The 25,783-nt window shown below is 37.8% G+C and carries 22 protein-coding genes; 9 read left to right on the top strand and 13 right to left on the bottom strand.

The window, feature by feature from the left end; translation table 11 throughout:
- Positions 1-6: 6 nt before the first annotated feature.
- The gene (locus ASE74_RS06390; protein ID WP_055905875.1) at positions 7-1,254 is read right to left on the bottom strand and encodes an MFS transporter; all 1,248 of its coding nucleotides are present in this window, start codon (positions 1,252-1,254) and stop codon (positions 7-9) included.
- A gap of 142 nt (positions 1,255-1,396) precedes the next feature.
- On the opposite strand from ASE74_RS06390, the gene ASE74_RS06385 reads away from it, so the two are divergent.
- A complete protein-coding gene (locus ASE74_RS06385; protein WP_055905871.1) occupies positions 1,397-2,293 on the top strand; it encodes a glycoside hydrolase family 25 protein in 897 nt (298 codons plus the stop codon).
- A gap of 191 nt (positions 2,294-2,484) precedes the next feature.
- Here ASE74_RS06385 and ASE74_RS06380 read toward each other — a convergent pair whose 3' ends face one another.
- The gene (locus ASE74_RS06380; RefSeq protein ID WP_055905868.1) at positions 2,485-3,582 is read right to left on the bottom strand and encodes a mandelate racemase/muconate lactonizing enzyme family protein; all 1,098 of its coding nucleotides are present in this window, start codon (positions 3,580-3,582) and stop codon (positions 2,485-2,487) included.
- A gap of 129 nt (positions 3,583-3,711) precedes the next feature.
- Between ASE74_RS06380 and ASE74_RS06375 the strand changes: the two genes are divergently transcribed.
- Together ASE74_RS06375 and ASE74_RS06370 are read left to right on the top strand one after the other, a co-directional pair.
- Entirely contained in the window at positions 3,712-5,721 is a 2,010-nt protein-coding gene (locus ASE74_RS06375) for a thioredoxin domain-containing protein (protein WP_055905865.1), read from the top strand.
- A gap of 10 nt (positions 5,722-5,731) precedes the next feature.
- Positions 5,732-6,238 carry a peptidylprolyl isomerase gene (locus ASE74_RS06370; RefSeq protein ID WP_055905862.1) on the top strand — a complete coding sequence of 169 codons (507 nt, stop codon included), beginning with the start codon at positions 5,732-5,734 and terminating at the stop codon, positions 6,236-6,238.
- A 75-nt stretch (positions 6,239-6,313) separates the two neighbouring features.
- On the opposite strand, the gene ASE74_RS06365 is transcribed toward ASE74_RS06370, so the two are convergent.
- The 5 genes from ASE74_RS06365 to ASE74_RS06345 all read right to left on the bottom strand — a co-directional run bounded on the left by ASE74_RS06365 (position 6,314) and on the right by ASE74_RS06345 (position 11,396).
- Positions 6,314-6,943 (bottom strand): Uma2 family endonuclease, encoded by a 630-nt coding sequence (locus ASE74_RS06365; RefSeq protein WP_055905859.1) that lies wholly within the window; start codon positions 6,941-6,943, stop codon positions 6,314-6,316.
- A gap of 42 nt (positions 6,944-6,985) precedes the next feature.
- Positions 6,986-8,212, bottom strand: a complete 1,227-nt coding sequence (locus ASE74_RS06360) for a hypothetical protein (RefSeq protein WP_055905856.1) — start codon at positions 8,210-8,212, stop codon at positions 6,986-6,988.
- Positions 8,205-8,789 (bottom strand): RNA polymerase sigma factor, encoded by a 585-nt coding sequence (locus ASE74_RS06355; RefSeq protein WP_082458669.1) that lies wholly within the window; start codon positions 8,787-8,789, stop codon positions 8,205-8,207. The genes ASE74_RS06360 and ASE74_RS06355 overlap by 8 nt, the downstream gene beginning before the upstream one ends.
- A 123-nt stretch (positions 8,790-8,912) precedes the next feature.
- On the bottom strand, positions 8,913-9,608 hold the full coding sequence (locus tag ASE74_RS06350) for a DUF4397 domain-containing protein (protein ID WP_055905853.1): 696 nt from the start codon (positions 9,606-9,608) through the stop codon (positions 8,913-8,915).
- Positions 9,609-9,773: 165 nt separating this feature from the next.
- Positions 9,774-11,396 (bottom strand): ABC-F family ATP-binding cassette domain-containing protein, encoded by a 1,623-nt coding sequence (locus ASE74_RS06345; RefSeq protein ID WP_055905850.1) that lies wholly within the window; start codon positions 11,394-11,396, stop codon positions 9,774-9,776.
- A gap of 310 nt (positions 11,397-11,706) precedes the next feature.
- Here ASE74_RS06345 and ASE74_RS06335 point away from each other — a divergent pair, with 310 nt between their 5' ends.
- The 3 genes from ASE74_RS06335 to ASE74_RS06325 all read left to right on the top strand — a co-directional run bounded on the left by ASE74_RS06335 (position 11,707) and on the right by ASE74_RS06325 (position 13,961).
- Positions 11,707-12,387 carry a hypothetical protein gene (locus ASE74_RS06335; RefSeq protein ID WP_055905844.1) on the top strand — a complete coding sequence of 227 codons (681 nt, stop codon included), beginning with the start codon at positions 11,707-11,709 and terminating at the stop codon, positions 12,385-12,387.
- 332 nt (positions 12,388-12,719) lie between these two features.
- Entirely contained in the window at positions 12,720-13,274 is a 555-nt protein-coding gene (locus ASE74_RS06330) for a hypothetical protein (protein WP_055905841.1), read from the top strand.
- 111 nt (positions 13,275-13,385) lie between these two features.
- Positions 13,386-13,961, top strand: a complete 576-nt coding sequence (locus ASE74_RS06325; RefSeq protein WP_055905835.1) for a nitroreductase — start codon at positions 13,386-13,388, stop codon at positions 13,959-13,961.
- 1,079 nt (positions 13,962-15,040) lie between these two features.
- Here the strand turns inward: ASE74_RS06325 and ASE74_RS06320 are convergent.
- Complete coding sequence (locus tag ASE74_RS06320; protein WP_157255359.1) at positions 15,041-15,280, bottom strand: hypothetical protein; 240 nt, start codon at positions 15,278-15,280, stop codon at positions 15,041-15,043.
- 355 nt (positions 15,281-15,635) lie between these two features.
- On the opposite strand from ASE74_RS06320, the gene ASE74_RS06315 reads away from it, so the two are divergent.
- Both ASE74_RS06315 and ASE74_RS06310 read left to right on the top strand, forming a co-directional pair.
- Complete coding sequence (locus ASE74_RS06315) at positions 15,636-15,980, top strand: DUF1801 domain-containing protein (RefSeq protein WP_055905829.1); 345 nt, start codon at positions 15,636-15,638, stop codon at positions 15,978-15,980.
- Positions 15,981-15,997: 17 nt separating this feature from the next.
- Positions 15,998-16,450, top strand: coding sequence for a hypothetical protein (locus tag ASE74_RS06310; RefSeq protein ID WP_055905826.1), 453 nt, complete (start codon positions 15,998-16,000; stop codon positions 16,448-16,450).
- An 840-nt stretch (positions 16,451-17,290) separates the two neighbouring features.
- Here the strand turns inward: ASE74_RS06310 and ASE74_RS06305 are convergent.
- The 4 genes from ASE74_RS06305 to ASE74_RS06290 form a co-directional block, all read right to left on the bottom strand.
- Positions 17,291-18,457: a DUF3298 and DUF4163 domain-containing protein gene (locus ASE74_RS06305; RefSeq protein WP_055905823.1), complete on the bottom strand. Its 1,167-nt coding sequence runs from the start codon at positions 18,455-18,457 to the stop codon at positions 17,291-17,293.
- 90 nt (positions 18,458-18,547) lie between these two features.
- Positions 18,548-19,429: a polysaccharide deacetylase family protein gene (locus ASE74_RS06300; protein WP_082458668.1), complete on the bottom strand. Its 882-nt coding sequence runs from the start codon at positions 19,427-19,429 to the stop codon at positions 18,548-18,550.
- Between the two features lie 11 nt (positions 19,430-19,440).
- Positions 19,441-20,802: a M1 family aminopeptidase gene (locus ASE74_RS06295; RefSeq protein ID WP_055905820.1), complete on the bottom strand. Its 1,362-nt coding sequence runs from the start codon at positions 20,800-20,802 to the stop codon at positions 19,441-19,443.
- 55 nt (positions 20,803-20,857) lie between these two features.
- Positions 20,858-21,736 (bottom strand): polysaccharide deacetylase family protein, encoded by an 879-nt coding sequence (locus tag ASE74_RS06290; protein WP_055905817.1) that lies wholly within the window; start codon positions 21,734-21,736, stop codon positions 20,858-20,860.
- A 176-nt stretch (positions 21,737-21,912) separates the two neighbouring features.
- On the opposite strand from ASE74_RS06290, the gene ASE74_RS06285 reads away from it, so the two are divergent.
- Complete coding sequence (locus ASE74_RS06285) at positions 21,913-24,420, top strand: DPP IV N-terminal domain-containing protein (RefSeq protein WP_055905814.1); 2,508 nt, start codon at positions 21,913-21,915, stop codon at positions 24,418-24,420.
- 415 nt (positions 24,421-24,835) lie between these two features.
- On the opposite strand, the gene ASE74_RS06280 is transcribed toward ASE74_RS06285, so the two are convergent.
- Positions 24,836-25,672, bottom strand: a complete 837-nt coding sequence (locus ASE74_RS06280) for a M57 family metalloprotease (protein WP_055905810.1) — start codon at positions 25,670-25,672, stop codon at positions 24,836-24,838.
- Positions 25,673-25,783 lie beyond the last annotated feature (111 nt).

Here is a 25,783-nt window from a genome sequence, read left to right as displayed (position 1 = left end):
GGAAATTTATTCAGTTTCCAGCTGAACTTTGCTTTTTGCTAACAAAATTTCAGCCTGCTTTTTATTTAGTGTATTAAATCCCCAGGCACACAGTAAAAGCATGCAGGCAATTCCTATCCAAAGCCAATTGTAACCCAGGTTTTCTGCCACTAAAAATCCCAGATATGGCCCGGCCAGCTGTGCAAACGACCAACTTAAGGTATATCCTGCGGCATATAAACCCCTGTTGTGTGCGTTACTTCTGCTAATTACAATCGTATTGATGAATGGTAATGTGAGCATTTCTCCGCAGGTAAAAACCACAATAGTTAGTATTGCCATCAAAATATGAAAACTTAGCGGGGTACTTAATAAGAGATAAGCAGTGGAAAATAGTATAGCACCAATGATGATGAAAAATATGGGCGATCTTTTTGCTTCAATTTTATTGATCATCACCATTTCAAACAAGGCAATAACGGCCCCGTTGATGCCAATGATAAGACCTATTGCAAATTCATCAATATGCCATTCTTGTTTAAAAAACACGGGTACAATCCTGAACATTAAAAAAGCACAGGTAATAAATACGGTGGTGAGGAGAATAAACTTTACATAGAAAGCATCGTTCCATGGTTTCATAATAACCATATTATGTGCAGTTTCTTTGGCTTTTTTAATAAAACCTTTCACTTGCGGTAAAAATGAGAGGATTAACAAACCCACAATAATACTTACCACCCCTTCTACCACGAAAAGCAGCCTGTAGTTGATGGAAGCAATAATACCTGCAAAACTAATCCCTATAGACCAGCCCATGTTTGTAGCTAACCTGTTTAAAGAGTACGATCGCGTTAATGTACCTTCTGCGGCGTAGTGTGCCACTGCGGTAAAATTAGCCGGGCGGAAAGCTTCAGAAAAAAAGCTAATCACAACTGCGAGGGCACATAAACTATAAAAATGAGTAAGGGTAGAAAATAAAATAAATAGTAGGCCGCTTACAACGGATGATAAAACCTGTACCGGGCGAAAGCCAATCATATCGGTTAATTTACCGCCCGTTGCCGAGCCAAGTACCGAGCCAACTCCAAATAAAATAATGATTAAACCTGCATCCGTTACCGATCTATGTAAGCTTTGGGTAACAAACAAACCCATAAAGGGTACAGACATACTGCCGAATCTGTTGAACATTATCACAAAACTCAGCAGCCAGGTTTCTCTGCTCAACCCGCTAAAGGAGCTTTTGTAGGTATTAAAAATGAGTTTGAACATTAGCTATTTTAGATGCCGTAAAAATAGTAAAAGGTAATGTATTAATTGATCATCTGAATTCAATATCCATTAAAAAACTAAAAAAAGTTCGGCAGAAAATATCGGGTAATTTTTTACAAATTTGCATCCGGAAACCGATCAAATGCCGCCAGAGAAAAGAACCCCATTAAATAAAACGCCTGTTGCCAGAAAACCTGCCGTTCGGAGACCTGTAACCAGAAAACCGGCTGCAAATAAAAAAAAGAAAAGTGTACTCTCCGTTCAGCTTAAACTGGTTATTGCCGGATTATTGTTGATTTTGCTTTCTCCGTTCTATTACGGCTACGTATTACGAAGTTTTGTTGCCACCTGGCGCTGGGTTAAAGATTGGGGGCAAGATCCAAATTATAGAACTTATGAAAGTTTTAACATCAAAATTCCAAAAAAGTATAGCATTCATGGCATTGATGTTTCATATTATCAAGGTAAAATAAACTGGCAAAAGGTAAAAGAAATGAAAGAAGATGAGGTGAGCATCCGTTTTGCCTTTATTAAAGCTACAGAAGGATTGATGCTGGTTGATCCCTATTTTCAGCGGAACTGGCGCGAAGCACCAAAAGTTGGTATTATCTGTGGTGCATATCATTTCTTCAGACCAAAAAAGGACGGGAAAACGCAGGCGAAATTCTTTTTACAGGTGGTTAATATAGAAAAAGGAGATTTACCTCCGGTTGTTGATATTGAATCGTTAGATGGTGTTTCTCCATTAAAAATGAGGGCAGAATTGTCTGATTTTTTGAATTATGTTGAGCTAAAGACGAAAGTAAGGCCGATTGTTTACACCGGACTTAAGTTTTACGAAGATTATCTGCTTGATTATTTTGATGATTATCCATTATGGATAGCCCATTATTATCAACCAAAATTGCGCATGGATAATAGCCGCTGGAAGTTTTGGCAACACTCTGATAAAGCCAAAATTAACGGCATTGGGCATGTGGTTGATTTTAATGCTTTTAATGGCGATAGTTTGGAGTTGGATAGATTATTAGTTCATTAATTCAATGGTTATTAGTTGATTCTACATGATTTATACCCTTTTCATCATTGCAAGAAGGCTTTTTTATTAGTCATATACCCTCGTGGCGTCATCCTGAATTTGTTTTAGGATCTATTATTGTGATTTTTACAATCATTTAATTGTTTAAACCGGTTGATCGATTCCAAACCCCAAACTCCCAACTCGTTAAATTAAACCGTCCAGCTTTCGCATTTCTCCAAGAAAAATTCATCTGCTTCGGCACCTATGCCAATTTCATCAGGAACATCAAGGAAGTAGCCATTATAAGTTAAGCCACCAATTACAGGATCTACTAAATGCCCTAATAATGCAGTATCCAGGTCGAAAAATTCTACATTTGGACTTGCCAGCGCAAAATGAAGGTTGGCACTTAGCGCAATCCGACTTTCCAGCATACTGCCAATCATACATTTTACACCATGCTTTAATGCTTCTTCGTGTATTTTTTGGGCTTCTAATATACCTCCTGATTTCGAAAATTTAATGTTTAAATAGGTGGTGCTCTGGCTATTGATCAGTTTACGGGCATCATGATGGTTATAGCAGCTTTCATCGGCCATTAATTTAATTGGCGAGTTTACATTCAGCTCTGGTAATTTATCATCGTACCAGGTCCGCACAGGCTGTTCGCAAAATTCAATGTTGTATTTTTCCAATTCGCCCAAAGCAAATAAAGCATCATCAAAACTCCATCCCTGGTTGGCATCTAAACGTAAAATCAATTCTTCACCTACAGCTTCGCGGATGTGTTTTACCCTTTCTATATCGTCATGAACCTTTTTGCCCAACTTTATTTTAATAATCCTGCAACCCTTGCTTTTGTATTTCAATGCAGTTGCGGCCATGCCTTCAGGTGTATCAATTCCGATGGTCATATCGGTCTCAATGGTACGCTTTTGTCCTCCAAGGAATTTATATAATGGCAATTCTGCATTTTTTGCTGCAATATCAAATAAAGCCATATCAAAGGCACTTTTAATGGTATTGTTATGGTCTGCATAACCCAATAAGTCGTTCATCCGCTCGGGAATTTCGAGTGGATCTTTCCCTTTTAATATTGCTGCAAAATCTTTAGCCATCGCAATACATGTTTCCTGGGTTTCACCTACAATCATCGGGAAAGCTGAGCACTCTCCAGTTCCGTGGATACCAGCGTCGGTATAAATCCTGACCAATACATTCTGGGCAAAATGCATGGTTCCGGTTGCAATCACAAAAGGTTCCATTGGGATACTAAAGCGGTATATTTCGGTATGGGTAATTTTCATTTTTTATAAGCTTAGATTTCCAACTAAAGTATAAAAACAAAAACTAAATCGAAACAGGTTTGTAGATTATTAATAGATTTACGCCTTACTATAATTCTGTTTCCGGCTTACATTTATATACTAAACACCATGTCTGATACCAATAACTTAATCCACGCTTCATCACCATATCTTCTTCAACATGCTCATAATCCCGTTAATTGGTGCGAATGGGGAACTGAGGCTTTGGAAAAGGCAAAGGCTGAAAATAAATTGATATTGGTGAGCATCGGTTATTCGGCCTGCCATTGGTGCCATGTAATGGAGCGCGAAAGTTTCGAAAACCATGAAGTGGCCGAGGTGATGAACCGTCATTTTATCTGTATAAAGGTAGATCGGGAGGAGCGTCCGGATATTGATCAGATTTATATGTATGCCATACAGTTAATGACCGGAAGCGGGGGCTGGCCCTTAAATTGTATTTGTTTGCCAGATCAGCGTCCGATTTACGGAGGAACCTATTTTAGAAAAAATGATTGGATAAACATCCTCGAAAATGTTGCTGCTCTTTGGGCAAACGAACCTGATAAAGCCATTCAATATGCCGAAAGGTTAACTTCAGGCATTAACGACAGTGAAAAAATAATTCCAGCCGTAGCTACTGAAGAATATATTGATGCACATTTAACCGAAATTGTAACACCATGGAAGCGCCATTTTGATATTGGTTACGGAGGATATAACCGTGCACCAAAATTTCCATTGCCTAATAATTGGGTATTTTTATTACGTTATGGCTTTTTAAAGGATGATGAATCTGTTTTCACTGCTGTTTGCCACACTTTGGAAGAAATGAGCAGGGGAGGCATTTACGATCAGATTGGCGGTGGCTTTGCCCGTTATTCGGTTGATGACAAGTGGCATGTACCTCATTTCGAAAAAATGCTGTATGATAACGCACAATTAATCAGTTTATATGCCGAAGCGTATCAATGCACTAAATTCGATTCTTTTAAACAAACTGTTGTTGAAACCATTAACTGGGTTTTTGAAGAGATGACATCTGCGGATGGATTGTTTTACTCGGCATTGGATGCAGATAGCGAAGGCATTGAAGGTAAGTTTTATGTTTGGGATAAAGCAGCTTTCGATCAGATTTTAGGCGATGATGCTCAATTAATCGGTGCATATTATAACGTTACCGAAGATGGGAACTGGGAAGAAGAACAAACCAATATTTTGCGTAAAACAATCAGTGACGACGATTTGCTCTCGAGATATAATTTGGAACCTGAAACACTTTATGATAAAGTTAAATCGGCCAAGGCAAAATTAATGGCTGAACGAAGCAAAAGGGTTAGACCAGGTTTGGATGATAAATGTTTAACGGCCTGGAATGGTATGATGATTAAAGCACTGGCTGATGCTGCTCAAGTTTTAAGTCACAACCAATATTATGAAAAGGCAGCTGCTGCAGCTAATTTTATTTTAAATAATCTAAAATCTGAAAAGAGAGGACTATACCGGAACTATAAAAATGGAAAAGCATCTATTACCGGTTTTTTAGATGATTATGCCTTTTTTATCGAAGCTTTAATTGCATTATACGAATATGATTTTGATGAAAAATGGTTGGAAGAAGCCAAATTATTTGCAAATTATGTAATCGCTAATTTCACTGATCCGGATTCACCGATGTTTTTCTACACCTCTGCCGAAAGTGAAGATTTAATTGCCCGAAAACACGAAGTGATGGACAATGTAATTCCTGCTTCCAACTCTGTAATGGCCCAAAATTTAAAAAAAATGGGTTTACTTTTTGATCACGAAAACTATGCGGAAAAAGCATCAGGAATGCTTGCTGCGGTACATCCAAAAATAAAAAGTTATGGCTCCGCTTACTCAAACTGGGCCATCCAGTTACTAAATGAAATTTACGGCATTAACGAGATTGCCATTACCGGTTTAGAAACAGATGTGATTAAATTAGAATTAAGCGGACATTACATTCCAAACAAAATTACATTGGGTGGAACAAAAAGTAACCTACCGCTGTTAAAAGGTAAGCAAAGCAACGAAACAAAAGTTTATATTTGCCGAAATAAAGTATGCCAGTTGCCGGTTAACACTGTTGAGGACGCATTAGAGTATTTACAATAAATTAATTTAAATGAATATTTCACCAAACTCTGTAGTAGCGTTAACTTACGAATTGCATACTACTAACGAAGAAGGACAACAAGTTTTTGTAGAAAAAGCTGATGAAGAAAATCCTTTAGTATTTTTATATGGCGTTGGCATGATGTTGCCTAAATTTGAAGAACATTTAACCGGTTTAAAAACTGGTGATGAATATGGCTTCGAACTATCTGCTGCAGATGGTTATGGTGACATCGATCCAGGTGCATTTGCCGATCTTCCAAAAACAATGTTTACCGAAGCTGGTGGCGAATTGCCAAATGTTGGTGATGTTATTCCTTTACAGGATAATAACGGTAACCAATTCAGAGCTGGTGTTACTGCGGTTCATGATGAAACCATTTCTGTAGATTTAAACCACCCGATGGCTGGTAAAAACTTAGTGTTTAGTGGTGTAATTCTGAATGTACGCGAAGCTACTCAGGATGAATTGGCTCATGGCCATGCACACGGTGCTGATGGTCATTCAGGGCACTAATAATAAATAGAAAGAGCTTTTAAAGGAGTCAGGTTTTATTAAACCTGACTCCTTTTTTTATGTAATGTATTTTAATTAATCCTGAAAAACCGCTTCCAGATCTAATGAAAATCCGGGTAAAATTGGTGTGGTTACTACTTCACCTTCGGTTAAAAGCTTTGTAGGCTGAAATTTACCTTTAACATCAAGGATATACCTGAAAAATGTTTTTTCAGAAGGGCTTACAATCCAGTATTCTTTAACACCTGCTTCTTCATAAACCTCATATTTATTTACGAGTTCTTTCTTGTTGTAGCCTGGCGATAAAATTTCTACCACAATATCCGGCGCACCGATGCAACCACGTTTATCTAATTTGCTTTGATCGCAAACTACCACAATATCGGGTTGTACTACAGTAAAAACTTCTTTATCGTTAAGAGATCTATTTGCCAATCGAACATCAAAAGGGGCACTATACACTTCACATTTACAACCGTTCAGTGCATTATATATAGACACATAAATTCTTCCTGATAGTTTTTGATGGATACGGGATGGCGCAGAACTCATCTTAAAAAGATAGCCTTTGATGATTTCTAAGCGATCTTTAAACTCGAAACGCATATAATCTGCATAACTGTGTTGAGCAGAAAAATCTACCTCATTAACAGTTTTAACAGGGGGTAACTCTTCTTCTGTAGGGTATGGCTTAAGATTTTTCATATAACGTTACCCAAATATACTAAATATCTTAGTGTTTTTTTTCTAAAAATCTATCTTCAAACGAAGTCCGCCATTGGTAAGGTTAAGATTTTCTTTTGAGAAAGTTTTCATCGGCAGGCGAAGAAAGGGTTCGATAGCAATATTGTTCTTTTTGGATATTTTTTGCTTGTAACCTAAAGAGAAATTGTAAAACCCGATGTATTTATCAGGATCTATATTGGCTTCGGATTGCGGCTCAACCGTTTTTTCTTTTACAATCAGTGTTTTAAAATCTGAATAGCCATTTATTGCCGGGGAAGAAAAACTTTGTACCTGGTTTATGATATAGCTGTTTTGTTGCGAGTTATTTAAAACAGCAAGTGCCGAAACCCCAATATTGGTATAAAGTTTATCACTAATGTTATATTTTAATTCCAATGGAATATTAATTCCACGCACTTTAGCATCAACTGAAGCCAGATTTTTACCTGATAGCGTTTGTGGAGCAGAGGCATCTAAAGATTCGGTTGTACTAATTGAAGCATATGATACGCCAGAGCTTATCGATAATTTATTGGCAATGGCATATGATAATGAGAAACCGTAATTCATGGTTACCTTATTGTCATTACCCATTGCAGGAGCAACATATACATCAGGCTGCCATTTAGAGTTTCCAATAGTTTTGGCAGCAGGTTTTTGTTGATTAGCGTAACTATCCTGGGCTAAAAGCTTTTCAAAATTAGTTTGTGTACTGGGTTGAGGCTTTTTATTTTCAGTTAAAATATCAAACTCTTTCGACTTTAAATCGGAAATATTTTTGCCAGAAAGTGTATTATCCAGCAAATTGTTGTTTATTAACCCTAATCCTTCGGTTGCATTCGTTAAAGCATAATTATTCTGTTGTTCCAATAATGGTTTTAACTTTTCATTGATTATGCTAGGGCTATTATAAGCTAAGTTGGTTTCAGCGGGAGTTTGGTTGCCGATATTAGTGTTTAACGGCGGGGCAATACTTTTCGATGGAACAATAGTATCCGTATTTTTTTGAGCTGAATCTTTTGTTTTTTGCTTGGATATTGCAACTTCATTTTTAGAATTATCATTATTTAATGTCAAAAACACACCGCCAAAAATTAAAATTAAGGCAGCAGCAGCCCATAAAGGCCAGTATGTAATGCCTCTTTTTTTATTTTCTTTTTCCGAAAAGCGCTCCCAAGCACCATTAGGGTATGTTTCCTCATGGTTTTGGAGTTGCGCTGTGATGTGCTCAATTAATTCCTTATCCATTTTTTTCGTATGAATTAACCATGGTATTTAGGTAAAGGGTACGTAACTTATTTTTAGAGCGGGTAAGATATACCCTGCTCGAACTTTCTGGAATGTTCAACATTTTCGAAATTTCATCATGGGCAAAGCCTTCAATTTCATATAAGTTAAATACCAGTCGCTGTGTATCTGGCAGGTGATTTAATAAATTTAAAATATCGTTAACATGAAGTTCGGATGCAACAGAAACCTGCGTAACCGGATGTTCACTTTCTGCAAGATCATCTACATAAAACTGGGCCTTCGAACTTCTTATTTTGTCAATTGCAGTCCGCGAAGCAATCTGGGCAATCCACCCTTTAAAAGATCGCTGTAGTTCTTCGGGGTTTTTTGGTGGTTTAAATCCGCCAACATGTTTAAAAATCTTGATAAAGCTATCATTTACAAGCTCTTCGCTGTCTGATGTATTTTTTGTATACCTTAAAATAATGCCCATTAAATAGCCATAAAATGATTTATACATCATTTCTTTACAGCTATTGTCGTTTTTTACACAGCCTTTTAAAATTTCCTCAAAACTGAGTATTTTTTTTGTCACCCTTGTAAAGGACTATTTTTTAGCGGTTTATCATGGTTAATTGATTGCAAATTTAAGAAAATAACACCACCCAATTTTTTGAGTGGTGTCAATTTTCTTTTCAACAGGTAGTGTTAAATGATTTTATTTGTTTGTCATTACTGATAATCCAACTCCGGTACTATCAGTTTTGCTTGATAGGCCTTTTGCCCAAATGGTATAAATTTTTCCTTTTTCAATTTTAACAGCTGGTAAGCTTACTTTAACTGTACCGCCTTGTTTTAACTGAAAGGTATAACTATCGTTTGGTGTAATGTTGCTAAAAGTAGTAAACTCTTTAAATGCCTTTGCAGTAAATAAAGGTGTCTCTGTACCTGAAATAGCTAAATCAAATGGTGCAGAACCCGGACTTAAGTTTACAAAGCGAACTTTTGCCTTATCGGTTTCTGGTGCTTTTAAATCATCTTCTAAAATTAAAAGTTTTGTCGATTTTAAAGTATCCACTACGAAAACCGAATAAAATGATCCTGATTTTAAAGTAGCTGTAGCTGTGGTTAAATATTTTAATGAATCTTTTTTGGCAACCCCAACCAATCTTGTTCCTGGGTAAGCGGCGTAATACCCTAAATCTTTAGTGTAAGTAAAACTGTTTACTTTTTGGTTGTCTAAAATAAAATCCAAGGCAGCTGTTCCTGGCGATGCGTGTATGAAACCAATACCTGCAGCTTCAATCGGATCGCTGTTAAAGTCTTTTTTACAAGCTGATATAGTTAATGTAATTGCAATAAGAGAGAGTATAATTTTTGTCGTAGTGCTAAAGTTTTTCAAATTAGTTTTCATTTTAATGTTATAAATCAATTTTATGAACAAAATTGGTTAATGGCCATTAACGCTTTTTTCTTGTAAAACGATTAATGGAATGAAAACGCTACACCAGCTTGGTTTTTTTATATAAAAAAAGCCACATGTAAACATGTGGCTTTAAAACAATATCTTAAATGAAATTTAAGAATACATTTGTTCTCTTAATTTGGCAACATCGCTGCTGTTAATGTATTCATCATAAGTCATTAACTTATCAATGGTTCCTTTTGGCGTAATTTCGATAATGCGGTTGGCAACAGTTTCTGTTAACTGGTGATCTCGTGAGGTAAACAATATGGCACCTTTAAAATCTTTCATGCCATTGTTCAATGCCTCTATGGATTCTAAATCAAGGTGATTCGTAGGTTCATCAAACATCAATAGGTTGGCTTGCTGCAACATCATCCTGGAGAACATGCAACGCATTTTCTCACCACCTGATAGTACTTTAACATTTTTAAGTACTTCTTCGCCTGAAAATAACATACGGCCTAAGAAACTGCGTACAAACTGTTCATCAGCTTCGGTGCCCGAATATTCGCGTAACCAATCAACGAGATTTTCATCCTTGCCGGCAAAATATTCAGAGTTATCATTCGGTATATCAGCAGTACTGATGGTTACACCCCATTTAAATTCTCCTCTATGGTCGGTATCTCTACCGGTTAAAACATCGTAAAATGCGGCTGTTGCTAAGCTATTTTGAGACAATACGGCAATTTTATCGCCTTTGTTTACCATAAAAGTAACTTTATCGAATAAAATGCCTTCGTTCCCGTTTTTACCAAGGTTTTCTACCTGTAAAATCTGATCGCCTGCTTCGCGGCCTGTGTTGTTAAATATAATTGCAGGATATTTTCTGCTTGATGCTTTAATTTCGGTAATATCGATTTTATCGAGGGCTTTCTTACGCGAGGTAGCTTGTTTCGATTTAGATGCATTGGCACTAAACCTGCGGATAAATTCCTGCAGCTCTTTTACCTTATCTTCCATCTTCTTGTTCTGGTCGCTGCGTTGTTTTAATGCCAACTGACTGGATTCGTACCAGAAGGTATAGTTACCGGTGTAGATACTCATTTTCGCGAAATCGATATCCACAATGTGGGTACATACAGCATCTAAAAAGTGCCTGTCGTGAGATACCACCAATACTATATTCTGGTAATCGGCCAAAAAGTTTTCTAACCAGGCAATGGTTTCAATGTCCAAATCGTTGGTAGGCTCATCCAGTAGCAAAATATCTGGATTACCGAATAAGGCCTGCGCCAATAATACACGTACTTTTTGTGTATTATCAAGCTCTTTTAGTAATTTATGGTGGTTATCTTCGGTAATGCCTAAGTTGCTTAACATGGTTGCAGCGTTGCTTTCCATGTTCCAACCGTCCATTTCTGCAAAAAGATTTTCCAGTTCTCCGGCGCGTTCGCCATCTTTCTCGGTAAAATCTTCTTTCATGTAAATGGCATCTTTTTCTTTCATGATGGCATAAAGTTCTTTATGTCCGATCATTACTGTTTCTAATACCGAAAACTCATCAAATTCGTAGTGGTTTTGTTTTAAAACCGCCATTCTTTCGCCTGGTGTAAAAGCAACGCTACCGGAAGTTTGATTAACTTCTCCAGATAAAATTTTTAGAAAAGTAGATTTACCTGCACCGTTAGCCCCAATTACGCCATAGCAGTTGCCCTGGGTAAATTTTAGGTTAACATCTTCAAATAGTGTGCGCTTGCCGTACCGTAATGATAAATTAGAAACTGAAATCATGCTGTAATTGAAATAAGGCGCAAAGATATACAAAAAGGTTGACGGTAAAAAGGTATTTGGTTGCTGATCTTGAAATCGTAATGGTTAAAAACGGGAAAATGATGGTTTCTGTTCTTTTTGGCAAATACCGTCCCGTTATACGCTTTATTCGTTGTACTTCGTGTTCGCTGCTACCGGGTTTATTTTACAAAGGGGAGGAGCTTTTGGCAGGTTGCGCACCACTCAAATTAAAAAAGATTAATATATTTTCAGTATGCTTTTTTCTTCACGTTGTTTTGTATTTTAGTGCTACACACAAAATGAAATCAATATGAAAAAATTAACACTAGGCATTATAATGTCTACAATTTCCGTCGTGGCTTATGGCCAGGAATCCCAGTACAAGTATAAAGTAGATTTTTTTGGTGATACGATTCTGGTTGATTCGAAAGATAAGACCATAGGTAAACAGAAGAAAGACTTTTTTGGAAAAACCATTATTGTAGATAAAGATGGTAAAACCATAGCGAAGCAAAAGCAGGATTTTTTTGGCAATACAATATTGGAAAATGAAGCCGGAAAAACTGTAGGTACACAAAAAAAAGATTTTTTTGGCAATACGGTATTAGAAAGTGAACGCGAAGAAAACCTGGTGCCAAAACCTTTAGGTGGTTTAGTGCCTGGAGATGGAAAAACGGAAGTTACGTTAAAACAAAAGGCAGATATTTTTGGCAATACGATTATTGAAAACGATCGTGGCCAGGTTCTGAACGTTTATAAAACAGATATTTCGGGCAATATTACCATAGAAAACGGTGAGGGCAAGGTAATAGGCAAGCAGAAAAATAACTCGTTTGGCGAAACGGTTGTTGAAGATGACCATGGAAATGTGATTGCTAAGTATAAAAAAGATGTATTTGGCAATACTGTTGTAGAAGATGTTAACGGTAAAAAGATTGGGATTTTTAAAACAGATATTTTTGGAAATAAATCTTTTGTGCCGGAGCATTAAACAACTAAACCTCGTAGGTTTAACCGGAATAATTGGCTTTATGGCCTCATAGCGTCAGCACTGTTTATAACCTGCGAGGTTTATGTAATTTTTATCAGGGAGTGGGTTTTGCGTTAGGGATTGTAAGGGTTCAGTGCCGATTAAGCACCCCTGTTTTTATTAAATTACGGTATGCTTGCTTGTTTTACAGGCTTCATCGGTACCGGAGCAAAGCGAAGCCCTGAAAAAGCCCGACCCTTGTGCAGCTTGGGTAACGCCCAAATCATTTTATTAACTGTTCACATTTCTGGATGATGTGAGGTTTTATCCGGTAAAAAATATATTTTCGTTTTATGCAATCAGATCTCTTGCTCGAAAACATAAAAACAACGCTGCAAAAAAGTAAGGTAAAAAAATTAGCCGCTATTGCTTCTGAAGAAACCTTTTCGGTGAAAGATTTGATTGATTTAAGTTTTTACCATGATGAACAGATCGGTTTTAGGGCCGCATGGATTTTAGAAAATGTATTTACTCATCATCAGGAAAGATTTTTACCTTACACGCATTATTTCTTAGAAAAATTTCCTCAACAAACCAATTTATCTGCTTTAAGGCATTATGTTAAAATCCTGGCTTTTATAACTAAAAGAAATGCTTCAAAAGCACTTAAAGAAATTATTGCCGATTACAATACGGATCATTTAGTGGAAATTGTTTTTGCCTGGTTAATCGACGAGAAAATTCCTGTGGCTATAAAATCACATTGTTTAAACATTTTGGCCAATTTAAATGCCAAACACGATTGGATAAAGGAGGAGCTTTTACAAACGATGGATTTTTTGGTGGATAAAGAAAGTATCGGCTTTTTTGCGAAGGTTAAACAGATCAGGAAACAGCTTTCAGTTTGAAGTTAAGGGTTTGCAGTTATTTAGTTTAAGATTCAGTTAAGGGAACGTCAAAACTTTTGGAGTTGTTGCCTTCTTTCTTATACCTTCTGCCTTTTAGCTTATATTTACCACATGAGTACAACATACGATATCGTTTCAAAAGTTATAAAAGAACGTCGCAGTATTTTTCCTGCAAGCTATATAAAAAAAGAAATCCCGGTTCAGGTAATCAACCAGATTTTAGAGACAGCTAATTATGCACCTACACACAAATTAACGCAGCCCTGGCGTTTTGTGGTGATTAGAAAGGCTGGATTAGCCAAACTTGGTGAAGAACTGGGGAGGTTATATAAAGAGCTGGTTAGTCCGCAACAGTTCTTACAGAAAAAGTACGATAGTTTTGCCGAGAAAACAAGTCAGGCTGATTGCATTATAGCCATTAATATGCAGTTAAGTGGTAAAATACCGGAGTGGGAAGAATTAGCTGCTGTATCATGTGCGGTACAGAATATGGCGATAACGGCCGAAAGTTTACAGGTTGGCGCGTACTGGAGTTCGCCACCGTTGATTGATGATTTAGGCGAATTTTTAAGTCTTGCCGAAAATGAAAAGTGCATTGGTTTATTTTATATGGGTTATCATAATGAGAAACCATGGGCACCGAACAGAACTCCGATGGAAGATAAGGTGAGGTGGATAGAAGGGTAGGATGAAATCTTTGGATTTGCTATTACTATAAATTCGTTATTGTGAGGCTGGGGAGAGTACAGGGAATGCGTTAAATCCGTCATTGCGAAGATGGGGGAGAGCGAGCTGAAGCAATCTTTCTAGTAATGTTTCTAATACGGTCGTCATTCTCGCGCATGCGGGAATCGTAATGCGGTCGCTATGCTTTCGCTACGCTCGGGCTTGCCTCGGTTGGCCACCGAAGGGCTTTTACTTTTGGCTTGGCCCAAAAGTAACAAAAGTCCAAGGCTTGGAACTGATGTCGGATAAATTCGTTAAAGCTTTTTGCAAGTTCCGCCGAAGGGGGCGGAAAGTGTGTGCTGCCTTAATGCTATTATAAAGAAAAAGGTATTGATAAAGCTTTAACGTTTTCTCCTTCCATCATTTCCTATGCCCGATAGCAGGGAGGAAATAGCGAGTGGCAGATACAGGCATCCGTAAGTTACTTCTTCTGAAACTATGAGGGGATGCATTCATCCGTCATCTTGACCGTAGTGGAGAGATCTTTGGATTTGTTATTACCATAAATCCGTAATTGTAAGGCTGGGATAGAGCGAGCCGAAGCAATCTTTCTAGTATTGTTCCTAACACGGTCGTCATTCTCGCGCATGCGGGAATCGTAATGCGGTCGCTATGCTCGGGCTTGCCTCGGTTGGCAACCGAAAGGCTCTTACTTTAAGGCTTGGAACTGATGTCGGATAAATTCGTTAAAGCTTTTTGGTCGTCAGCACAAGTTCCGCCGAAGGGGGCGGAAAGTGTGTGCTGCCTCAATGCATCGATATAATTAAAGGTAACGATAAAGCTTTTAACGTTTTCTCCTTCCATCATTTCCTATGCCGGAAAGCAGGGAGCATATAGCGAGGCGCAGATAGCGAGGTTTAAATAGCATGATGCAAGGAAAACGTTGAATCCGTCATTGCGAGGCAGGGAAAGGGCGAGCCGAAGCAATCTTTGTAGTTTTTAATACGGTCGTCATTCCCGCGCATGCGGGAATCGTAATTCAATTGCTATATTTTCGCTTCGCTTAGTCTTGCCTCGGCTCACCGCCGCCGAGGGGGCTCTTACCTTTTTCTTGATAAAAAGGTAACCAACCTGAGCGCAGCGAAAGCATGACTACCTATAAAAACAACAAACAATAAGGCATAACTGAAAGGCTTGGAACTGATGTCGGATAAATCCTTTAAAGCTTTTTGGTCGTCAGCACAAGTTCCGCCGAAGGGGGCGGAAAGTGTGTGCTGCCTCAATGCAACGATGAAAGAAAAAGGTAATGATAAAGCTTTAATGTTTTCTCCTTCCATCATTTCCTATGCCCGATAGCAGGGAGGAAATAGCGAGGGGCAGATACAGGCATCTGTAAGTTAATTCTTCTGAAACTATGAGGGGATGCTTTCATCCGTCATCTCGACCGTAGTGGAGAGATCTTTGGATTTGTTATCACAAAAAATCCTTCATAGCTTTTATGCTGGGGAGAGCGAGCCGAAAGCAATCTCTCTATCAAAAGATCTCTTTAAATCTAATGTGAGCATGTAACTGGAAATTACTTTATCGCATTAGAAATGCGAATCTCAACAATCCCCTTTATAAACGAGGACTACGTAGGATTTAAAAGATTTCTTCACTTCGTTAGAAATAACGATCTTTCTAATTATTTAATATATGTTAAATCCTCTGGATAATTATTTCGAGCAAAAAGATGAGCCAATTAAAAGTTGCCTACAATATTTGAGGGCGCTTTTATTGCGTTATGCCGATATTACGGAGCATTGGAAATATGGTATGCCTTTTTATTACCACAATGGGAAAATGTTCTGCTATCTTTGGACTCATAAAAAACTTCATCAGCCTTACATTGGTTTGGTTGACGGAAATAAAATTGAACACGAAGATTTGTTGCAAGAGAAGAGAGCCAAAATGAAGATTTTACTAATCAATCATCTTGAAGATATTCCTGAAAGGAAAATAGAATCTATCTTAAAACAGGCGTTTGCCCTTCGTAAATAAATATCTTACACCATTACATGTCTGCATTAAAATCCAATCTATACCAGCTTTGCCTAACCTTTATCCAAAACCGGATAGAAAACATTGAATATTCTTTGCAACAAGCCCGACAGGCTTCTAATGATGATACGAAAAGTAGCGCGGGAGATAAATATGAAACTACGCGCGAAATGATGCAGCAGGAGATGGACCGCAACAGTAAATTACTTTACGAAGCTGGTCAGCAGAAAATTGCCCTGCAGCAGATCGAAAATGTTGAATCAGATCGCCTGGTTAAAAACGGAAGTTTGGTTTTAACTACAGAAGGTAATTTTTACATCAGCATTAGTGCTGGTGAACTTAATACCGATGGGCAAAAGTTCTTTGCAGTATCCCAGGCTTCACCAATTGGGCGGTTTTTGATTGGAAAAGCCTTAAATGAAAGTTTTAAGTTTAATGGTAAGGAATATCTTGTAAACGAGATACTATAAAATTTTCATTTAACCGTTCAAAGCTTGCATTAGACAGTTTTGAAGTCGCAGGAGATAGTTTTGAAGTCGCAGTAGATAGTTTTGAAGTCGCAGTAGATACTTCTGAGGTCGCAGTAGATAGTTCTGAAGTCGCAGTAGATAGTTCTGAAGTCGCAGTAGGTAGTTCTGAAGTCGCAGTAGGTAGTTCTGAAGTCGCAGTAGATAGTTCTGAAGTCGCAGTTGACAGTTCTATACTCGCAGTAGATAGTTCTGAAGTCGCAGTTGATAGTTCTGAAGTCGCAGTAGATAGTTCTGAAGTCGCAGTAGATAGTTCTATACTCGCAGTAGATAGTTCTGAAGTCGCAGTAGGTAGTTCTGAAGTCGCAGTTGATAGTTCTGAAGTCGCAGTAGATAGTTCTGAAGTCGCAGTTGATAGTTCTGAAGTCGCAGTAGATAGTTCTGAAGTCGCAGTAGATAGTTCTGAAGTCGNCTGAAGTCGCAGTAGATAGTTCTGAAGTCGCAGTTGATAGTTCTGAAGTCGCAGTAGATAGTTCTGAAGTCGCAGTAGATAGTTCTGAAGTCGCAGTAGATAGTTCTGAAGTCGCAGCAGATAGTTCTGAAGTCGCAGTAGATAGTTCTGAAGTCGCAGTAGATAGTTCTGAAGTCGCAGTAGATAGTTCTGAAGTCACAGTAGATATTTTAACCAACGCAGTCAACAACAGGGTCTGTTCAATAAACTGTGTTCATCCTTTGAACTGGGAGAAATCTTAACCCTTCATTCCCGCAGATGATTAATTTTGAGTGGGCAGTTTCAATTAACCAATTCTATCTGTTATCCATTTAACCAACAATCAACGCTAATTATTTAATTCGCATCCGTTGCGCAAATGCTGGCACCAGGTAATTTTTTAAATCTGTATAGGGAATAAATACCACAATCTGGCCCTGGGCATAGCTGGCTACTTCGTAAGGGTTGTACATAAATGCAATCCCGTTTGCATTGAAATAAAAGTTATGATTAGGTTTTATAAAATTGTCGAACAATACCGTAGTAAGTGCATCCGTGGCTTTTATATTGTATTCTTTACGGAAATTCCGCTCCAAAATGCCTTGTAAAGCATTCGAATCTATTTTAACAATATCGCTCAATACCAGTTGTTTTTTGTTCTTTACATCTAAACAGAACATCGTACTGCTGTAGTTGCCATGCGCTCCGCCTGTATAAGCATCGGCCAGGAAATCAATTACCACATAACCGTTATCATTGTAATTAATCGATTGCTGGGTATCGTTTGTATAATTTAACCAAGCCTGAAAATCTTCTCCACGGCTGTTTTTAGATTCTTCGGTAGCCTGAGATTTATAATCCTTAAAATAGTCGTCGGCTATATATTTAAAACCCACTGAGCGTTCTACCTGTGGTTTAACACCAATTATCTTTTTAAGTTGTGTATTTAACCAGTTTCCGGCGTCATCATTATTTTTACTTTCTAAATATTCGAAGCTGATTTCTGCTGCGGGAGATTTCGGTTGATTGGCAAAAGCTTTTACTGAATCTTTATAAATTGCGGCCTTAAACGGATAACTGCCTTCAGGGTATTTTTCTGTAAGGGCAATGGGGAAATTTTTGGTTTTATCGCCACTTTCCCAGTTGCCATTAAAGCCATTTCCATTCCATTTAAGCCTTAAAAGCGGCGATTTGGAATCCTGTGTAAAATACGATTCGTAAAAGCTGTACTCGGCAAGCACTAAGCTATCTTTACCAATCAGAGTATCGGTACTGAGGTTAAGCCACGAGCCATTGTAATAATAGGTGCCGCTTACATCATTATCTACTTTTTGCAGGTGCATAATTACTGGTTTACCGGCAATTGTTCCCTCTAATCTTTTATAAAAACTGGCAGTAAGTTCAACTTTTGCATTTGTTGTACCGGCTTTGTTTTCGGAAGTGTTGTTGCTATTTTTAGGGTTGTTACAGGCGGATATAATCAATACTCCGAAAAGGAAACAAAAGAAATGGTATTTCATGGGGCAGGCTATTACTTAACAGTATTAAAGTTTACAGCGTTGCAAGGTTAAATTTTTCAACCTGAAAGCATACAAGATTTACAGTTGAGGCTATGATTTTGTTTTATTAAAACTTTTATTAATACTGTAGTATAAATTTTTGGCCGTGTACCTTCCTGGGTCTATTATTCTTCTGATGGTGTAGAGCGGATAATTTTCATCTCTGGCTGTAGAAAGAATAAAGGCCGCCTTAAAACCATGTTCTTTTAGCTTATGTAATGTAGCGGATTTGAAAACTCCATAGGGGAAAGCGAAATAGGATACTTTTTTCCCGGTAATTTCTTCTAGTTTTTTGGTTGGCGCATCAATTTGGGTTGTCCAGTCTTCATCGGTAAACTGAGCAAAGTTTTTATGGTCGTAAGTGTGGCTGGCAATGGTGTTGCCTTCGTCTGCTAATTGCTTAATTTGCTGTTTAGTCATGTAATTGATCCTGCCTTTTCTACCTATTGATACAGTCATGATAAAATAAACACCTTTGAAGCCATATTTTTTCAAGGTAGAATTGCCTGTGGTAAACTGATCTTCATCGGTATCGTCAAAAGTTATCATAATTGGTTTTTCGGGCAATTTTCCTCCATAAACCAGGTAATTGTAGAGTTGATCGGGCAAAATGGTATGATAACCGCTATCTGCAAGCATTTTCATGTGTTCTTTAAACTTATCCGGGGCAATAATATCATCGTGCGCACGCTTACTGTCGCTGGCAATATTGTTTCTGATCTGGTGATAGCACAGCACAGGTACTTCTCTTTTTGCCAAAATGGTTTTGTTATCGGCCGGTTTAGTATTTGTAGAATCTTTTTTAACAGTTTCGGGGGTATTTGCGGTAGCCGTTATTTCTTTTTGTTTACTGCCGGAGCATGCCAATGAAAATGAACCCAAAACCAGGATTGATACTAGGGTATAGACAGCGGAACTGAGGTATTTTCTCAATGTTTTTATATTTATTTTACCAAAGATACAGCGTTTTCGGAAAGGATAAATGTTTTTTCATAAGCATCCCATTCTTTTTGCGTGATTCCGGATTTTAAGGCATTTCTTTTAAAGAAAGCGTAATCTGTAAATTCACCTTTAGTGTTTAAGCAGGTATTGAGAAACTTAAACATGCGCTGCTCTCCGATTGATTGTTCGAGCCCGCGTAATAAAAACGGGCCGTATGAATAACGGTAAGTGCCCGATATTTCATTCGCTTCTTTAATGGCATTTAATGGTTTTGCCTTAAAATTTTTAAGTTGTTTCCCTCTGTCTTCAAAATATTTGGTGCCGAATGTTTTTCCAAATTTTTTTTCGCTTGCTTTTACTGATAAATATTCGGCGGTAGATTCTAAAAAGAACCAGAATAAGGTGGCGTTTGGTTGCAGTACATTACCGAAATAGTAGTGCCCAATTTCGTGTGCGATAAATGGGTAATCGTTCTGGTTTTTAAGTTTGTGGTGTTCTTCATCAATCATATCGCCCAATTTAATGCCCGCAAAAGCAATGGTTGGAAACGACACAAAACCCCAGCTTCTGCCTTTGTTGAATTTTTCTACGGGCGCATGTTCAATAAAGATATTTTGGGTATTGTAGGGTATTTTTAACGCTTTAAAATAATAAGCTTTCATTTCGGCTATGTTTTCTTCAAAAACTTTAAGCTGCTTATCATTCATTTGGGTGTTTAAAAAAATCGCTCCTTTTGTTTTTTGTGCATCGTAATCGCCAGCAAAAATCATGGGTGCAATCGGCACATCCGATTTAAACCTTGCAACAGGACCTGCTTTAGGCAGATCGCCATTTACAAAGATCATTTTGGCATCTTTACTGATTACCTGAATGTCGAAAGTCATCTGTTCAATCTGACGGTCGTTTTTGATATCATAAATAACCGGATACCATTTAGATTGATCGGTAGCCCGCATTGTTTTACCGTTAAAAGCAATTAAGCCTTTAAAATCGACAAAGTTTAGCGTATCGGTATAAATAGGGAATGCTCCTGTATAGGTAATGTGCAATTTCACGGGGTTAACCAACGTGCTATCTTTAAACAATGGGGTATAGGTTAAACCTTCTCCCCGCATGGCCCCACCGTAAAAACCAGAATAGTTTAAGGTTTGGTTTGCCGAATCTTTTATTGCTTTGATGTTAAATCCTTTGTTTAACAGGATCTGGTAATCTTTTCCAAGGTTGGGGATATTGCTTAATACAAAATCGCAGGTAATTTGCCCGGTGGCCATTACAATTTCAGCTTTACCAGTTAAATGCGGCGTTTGTGCATAGGAGTTAATCAACTGAAAAGTTAACAGAAGCAGTAGTAAGTATTTTTTCATGTTTAAGCGTTGGTTCGTTAAAAAGAAAAATCCCGGCAGTGCCGGGATTGGTGATTTAAAAACTGTTTTTAATGCTGTTGCTCAATGTTTTTGGCGACCAGTAACCGCTGGCAATAATTCTGCGGATGGTAAATAACGGGTCTTTTTCATCCCGTTTTGTAGAGAGTTGATAAGCCATTCTGAAACCACGTTTTTTAAGTTCCGGAATTCCTTCTGCATTCCATAAACCAAAAGGATAAGCAAATTCGGTCATGGTTTTGCCTGTAATTTCTTCTAGTTTTTTGGTTGGTTTATCCAGTTGTTCTTCCCAATCTTTACCGGCATATTTTTTAAAGTTTTTATGGTCGTAAGTATGGCTGCCAATAATGTTTCCTTCATCAGAAAGTTGTTTAATCTGCTCCCTCGTCATGTAATCTACAAACTTGCCTTTTCTGCCAATCGAAACCGTCATGATAAAATAAACGGCTTTAAAGCCTAATTTATCCAACGTTGGGCGAACAATGGTAAACTGATCCATGTCTGTATCATCAAAAGTTAGCATAATCGGTTTGCTTGGCAGGGCAGCACCAGTGTTCAGGTAAGCGTACAACTGATCGGGTAAAATGGTGTGGTAACCACTATCGGCCAGCATTTTCATTTGATCTTTAAAGTTTTGTATTTCTACAATATAATCTTTACCTACTTTACCATCGGTTGGTTTCCAGTTTCTCACCTGGTGATAGCATAAAATCGGCACTTGTTTTCGGGCCAGAATGGTTTTGGCATCGGCAACTTTTATCTTCGAAACATCAACCGGAGCTGCATTACCTGCTGCGGTTTTGGCCATTTTTGTTGTGGTATCTTGAGTAGAAGGGTTTTCTGTTTGTGATTTAGACTGGCAGCTGGCAAATAAGATTGCGCCTGCTGTTATTAAGGTTAAAAAGCTATATTTCATCATTGGGATATATGGCTACAAAACTATAAAATCTGTTAATTATTTAGCTATCAAAATAAATAGTGTTAATAATTTATTTAAAGCATATATAATTGAGCTAACTATCGCTTTTATTACACATTAAAACCTGCTTAATATGCTTTAATTAAATAATTTAGCGGTTCAAACAAATTTTAATGAATAAACTTTATAAACTCCTGTTGTGTGCGCAGTTTTTATCCCTAACTGTAGTTGCACAAAACAAAACTTTTACCATAACCGAGAATGTTCTGCCGCAACCTAAGGCGAATTATCAGCTTGCATCGCGTTTTTCGCCAAACAAGTTGAAAAAAATGGTGTATTCTACCGCGGTAGATCCGCATTGGCTAAAGTTAAGTAACCGTTTTTGGTACACTTTCGAAAGTCCGAAAGGTAAATTCTGGTATTTGGTAGATCCTGCTACAAAAAGCAAAAAACTGATGTTTGATAATGCTAAAATTGCTGCAGATATTACCCTGGCCGTTCGTGATCCGTTTGATGCTGAGCATTTACCACTCGAAAACTTAAAATTTGCTTCGGATGAAAAAAGTATCTCCTTCGAAATTAAAAGCAGTGTTGATGAGTTAAAAAAAGACAGGAAAGATAAAAAAGCGGCAGATTCGATGCAGAAGAAAATATTTTCTTTTAAGTATGAACTGGCCACTGCAAAGTTAACTGAGGTACCGAATTTTAGTAAACCCAAACCAAAACCAGCATGGGGATCAGTAGCACCAGATTCATCTGCTATTATATTTTCACGCAATTATAATTTGTATTGGATGGATAAGGACAATTACAAAAAAGCGGTTAAAAATGAAGATGACAGTACCATTGTAGAACATCAGTTAACAAAAGATGGCGTAAAATTCTATTCGTACGGGAGTGATGGCGATGGCGAAAACAATGTAGAAAACGAAAAGAATAATAAAAAACGCCGCGGTGCTTATGTGCTTTGGTCGCCGAATTCGAAATATTTTGTTTTAGACAGGACTGATTCGCGTAAGGTTAAGGATCTTTGGGTAATTAACAGTGTTACACCTGGCCGCCCAACTTTAGAAACCTATAAATACCAAATGCCTGGAGAGGCTGAAGCTCCTCAGGATGAGGTTTTGTTATTTGATTTTGCAGCAAAATCTTACAAAAAACTAAGTGTTGCAGCTTTTAAAGATCAAAGTATTTCGGTTTGGAGTAAACCTTCATTAAATAAAGACCGTGATAATGAATTCCGCCCGTCTATATGGCTCGGCAATGATAGCCGTTTCTATTTTTCTCGTACCAGTCGCGATTTAAAGCGTATTGATATTGGTACAGTAGATATTGCTACCGGAAAAGTTACTCCAATTATCGACGAACGTTTTAATACTTATGTAGAGGTAAACCGCCCGGGTTTGGTAAATGATGGTAAAGAGCTGATTCATTGGAGTGAGCGTGATGGCTGGGCGCATTTTTATCTTTTTGATGAAAATGGTAAACTGAAAAACCAGATTACCAAAGGTGCTTTCCACTGCGAAAGTATTGTGAATATTGATGAGAAAAAACGCATCTTATATTTTACGGCTAACGGACGTGAAGGCAAAGAAGATCCTTATTATTTGCATTTATACAGCATTAATTTTGATGGCTCGAATATGAAATTGTTAAATGCCGGCGATTTTGACCACGCTTCGAGCATGAATGATAACAATACTTTTTTTGTAGACAATTATTCGAGGGTTAATACTGCGCCTAAGGCTACGCTTTATGATGGTACTGGTAAAAAAGTAATGGATCTGGAAACAACTGATTTATCATTGTTGATGACCGCTGGTTACAAATTTCCGGAAACTTTTAAAGTAAAGGCTGATGATGGCATTACTGATCTGTATGGTGTGATGTATAAACCATTTGATTTCGATCCAAATAAAAAATACCCGATTATTGAGTATGTATATCCAGGGCCGCAAACGGAAGCTGTGAATAAGGCATTTAGTAAAAGTATGGACCGCACAGAACGTTTGGCTCAATTCGGTTATATCGTAATCACTGTTGGTAACCGGGGCGGAAACCCTTCGCGTTCTAAATGGTACCATACTTATGGTTATGGCAACCTGCGCGATTATGGCTTGGCTGATAAGAAAACGGCTATTGAGCAACTGGCAGCAAAATTTCCTTATATAGATGAATCTAAAGTAGGGATTACAGGCCATTCTGGCGGTGGTTTTATGTCTACAGCGGCCATGTTGGTTTATCCTGATTTTTTTAAAGCAGCAGTTTCTAATGCAGGAAACCACGATAACAGCATTTATAACCGTTGGTGGAGCGAAAAACACCATGGGGTAAAGGAAACCATCTCGTTAAAGGGCGATACTTCATTTAAATACAGCATTGATAAAAACCCTGATCTGGCTAAAAACCTAAAAGGGCATTTGTTATTGATGCATGGTGATGTAGACAATAATGTGCATCCTGCGAACTCCATCCGTGTGGCCAATGCATTGATGAAAGCGGGTAAACGTTTCGATTTCTTAATTATCCCTGGTCAACGCCACGGCTTTGGAGATATGACAGAATATGCTTTCTGGAAACTGGCTGATCATTTTAACAAATATTTAATTGGCGATTTCTCAGAACCGAGCGATGTTGATTTGGTAGAAATGGACAGAGATATCGAACAGAACGGAAAATAAAATTCATTTAACCACAGATTAAGAGGATGAACACAGATAATGAATCCGTGTTTATCAGTGTTCATCTGTGGTTAAACAATATTCCTATGAGCCATCTGTCGTTTTTGGAAAGTAGGGCGCGGTAGTTCTTCGGTTATTGTAGTCCTGCTATTGCCTATAGTCCCGATTTAAGTGCTCTTAAATACAAGATATTTCCTCAAATCGGGAGCTATTTGGCGCTATCAGGTTTAATAAATCAGGCTTGTGTTTAAAAGGGTAAGCCGTTGTCACTGGTTCACGTTACGCGTCATCCTGAATTTATTTCAGGATCTATTTCTGTTGCAATCCTTTAGTGAATAGAATATAAACATAAAAGCCCCGAATATTTCGGGGCTCTTGTTTCTTGATCTGTAAGGTAATCCTTTGGGTGTTCTGCTTATTTGTAAAGGTAGTTTACAGCAATAACATCATTAGCGTTAAAGGTGCGGTTACCACCATTAGAACAGGCTAACATAAATGAAGCTGCATCAGGATTGGAAGGAGTTCCTGGAATTCTTACTGCGCCAACATTGGATGCACCTTCATTGCCTGCGCCACTAGCACCACAGCTAAATGCACGGTTCATGTAATCGGTATGACGGAAACCTATGCAGTGGCCAACTTCGTGCTGGATCACAGAAGCCAGATACAATAAATCAGGGTTGCTTCCATAAGCAGCAGCATTTGTATTCATTTTGATCTGATTAAATGGTTTTCCTGATGATGTTGGGAAGCCTGCAGAGCCTAAGGTGATAAAACCTCCGCTAGGGCCTTCATTAAAGCCTATTACATTAATGTTTCCAGTTGTACCCGCACTAGCCCTTTGGAAAGTAATGCGAAGGCCCAATGAATTGTACCTCGAAATCATGGTATTTACGGCATCGCTGTATACCTGTGGTAAATTGGTTACTGATACTGTGATAACACGCGGTAAAGATTTTACAACATTAGTGGTTCGGTATTGCTCGGTTTCAGCAATATTTAAATTTGCACCGGTAGAAGTTTCAGTTAAATTATCTTCAGTTAAAAGGATATCGCCTTCAACTAAATAACCTTCGTCTATTTTGCGGAGGTTATCAGTGCTAAATCCTAACGATTTAATTTGTGATAATTTGTCGGCCGAAATATCTGTTTTGTTTTCTACTGCACTTTCTGTATTATTACTCTTACAAGAGTATAGAGTAGTGAATAAAAGGCATAGTGCTGCCATTGATAAAAATTGGGATGTTTTCATCTTGTTTAGGTTTGATTTTTTTTAAATTGAATAAGTTAGTTAATAAAATTTGCGGATTACCTTATAAATCCTAATTTAGGGAACATAAACGATGTAAACAAAACTTTGTTA

The sequence above is a fragment of the Pedobacter sp. Leaf216 genome (genome assembly GCF_001421515.1).
Taxonomy (GTDB): Bacteria; Bacteroidota; Bacteroidia; order Sphingobacteriales; family Sphingobacteriaceae; genus Pedobacter.
The sequence above is the reverse complement of the archived record's forward strand: the minus strand, read 5'-3'. Positions and strand labels throughout refer to the sequence as shown.

What these genes read in the sequence shown, in the direction of transcription:
- ASE74_RS06390 (WP_055905875.1), bottom strand. Translation starts at nt 1,254, where the DNA reads ATGTTCAAACTCATTTTTAATACCTACAAAAGCTCCTTTAGCGGGTTG.
- ASE74_RS06385 (WP_055905871.1), top strand. Translation starts at nt 1,397, where the DNA reads ATGCCGCCAGAGAAAAGAACCCCATTAAATAAAACGCCTGTTGCCAGA.
- ASE74_RS06380 (WP_055905868.1), bottom strand. Translation starts at nt 3,582, where the DNA reads ATGAAAATTACCCATACCGAAATATACCGCTTTAGTATCCCAATGGAA.
- ASE74_RS06375 (WP_055905865.1), top strand. Translation starts at nt 3,712, where the DNA reads ATGTCTGATACCAATAACTTAATCCACGCTTCATCACCATATCTTCTT.
- ASE74_RS06370 (WP_055905862.1), top strand. Translation starts at nt 5,732, where the DNA reads ATGAATATTTCACCAAACTCTGTAGTAGCGTTAACTTACGAATTGCAT.
- ASE74_RS06365 (WP_055905859.1), bottom strand. Translation starts at nt 6,943, where the DNA reads ATGAAAAATCTTAAGCCATACCCTACAGAAGAAGAGTTACCCCCTGTT.
- ASE74_RS06360 (WP_055905856.1), bottom strand. Translation starts at nt 8,212, where the DNA reads ATGGATAAGGAATTAATTGAGCACATCACAGCGCAACTCCAAAACCAT.
- ASE74_RS06350 (WP_055905853.1), bottom strand. Translation starts at nt 9,608, where the DNA reads ATGAAAACTAATTTGAAAAACTTTAGCACTACGACAAAAATTATACTC.
- ASE74_RS06345 (WP_055905850.1), bottom strand. Translation starts at nt 11,396, where the DNA reads ATGATTTCAGTTTCTAATTTATCATTACGGTACGGCAAGCGCACACTA.
- ASE74_RS06335 (WP_055905844.1), top strand. Translation starts at nt 11,707, where the DNA reads ATGAAAAAATTAACACTAGGCATTATAATGTCTACAATTTCCGTCGTG.
- ASE74_RS06330 (WP_055905841.1), top strand. Translation starts at nt 12,720, where the DNA reads ATGCAATCAGATCTCTTGCTCGAAAACATAAAAACAACGCTGCAAAAA.
- ASE74_RS06325 (WP_055905835.1), top strand. Translation starts at nt 13,386, where the DNA reads ATGAGTACAACATACGATATCGTTTCAAAAGTTATAAAAGAACGTCGC.
- ASE74_RS06320 (WP_157255359.1), bottom strand. Translation starts at nt 15,280, where the DNA reads ATGATGGAAGGAGAAAACATTAAAGCTTTATCATTACCTTTTTCTTTC.
- ASE74_RS06315 (WP_055905829.1), top strand. Translation starts at nt 15,636, where the DNA reads ATGTTAAATCCTCTGGATAATTATTTCGAGCAAAAAGATGAGCCAATT.
- ASE74_RS06310 (WP_055905826.1), top strand. Translation starts at nt 15,998, where the DNA reads ATGTCTGCATTAAAATCCAATCTATACCAGCTTTGCCTAACCTTTATC.
- ASE74_RS06305 (WP_055905823.1), bottom strand. Translation starts at nt 18,457, where the DNA reads ATGAAATACCATTTCTTTTGTTTCCTTTTCGGAGTATTGATTATATCC.
- ASE74_RS06295 (WP_055905820.1), bottom strand. Translation starts at nt 20,802, where the DNA reads ATGAAAAAATACTTACTACTGCTTCTGTTAACTTTTCAGTTGATTAAC.
- ASE74_RS06290 (WP_055905817.1), bottom strand. Translation starts at nt 21,736, where the DNA reads ATGAAATATAGCTTTTTAACCTTAATAACAGCAGGCGCAATCTTATTT.
- ASE74_RS06285 (WP_055905814.1), top strand. Translation starts at nt 21,913, where the DNA reads ATGAATAAACTTTATAAACTCCTGTTGTGTGCGCAGTTTTTATCCCTA.
- ASE74_RS06280 (WP_055905810.1), bottom strand. Translation starts at nt 25,672, where the DNA reads ATGAAAACATCCCAATTTTTATCAATGGCAGCACTATGCCTTTTATTC.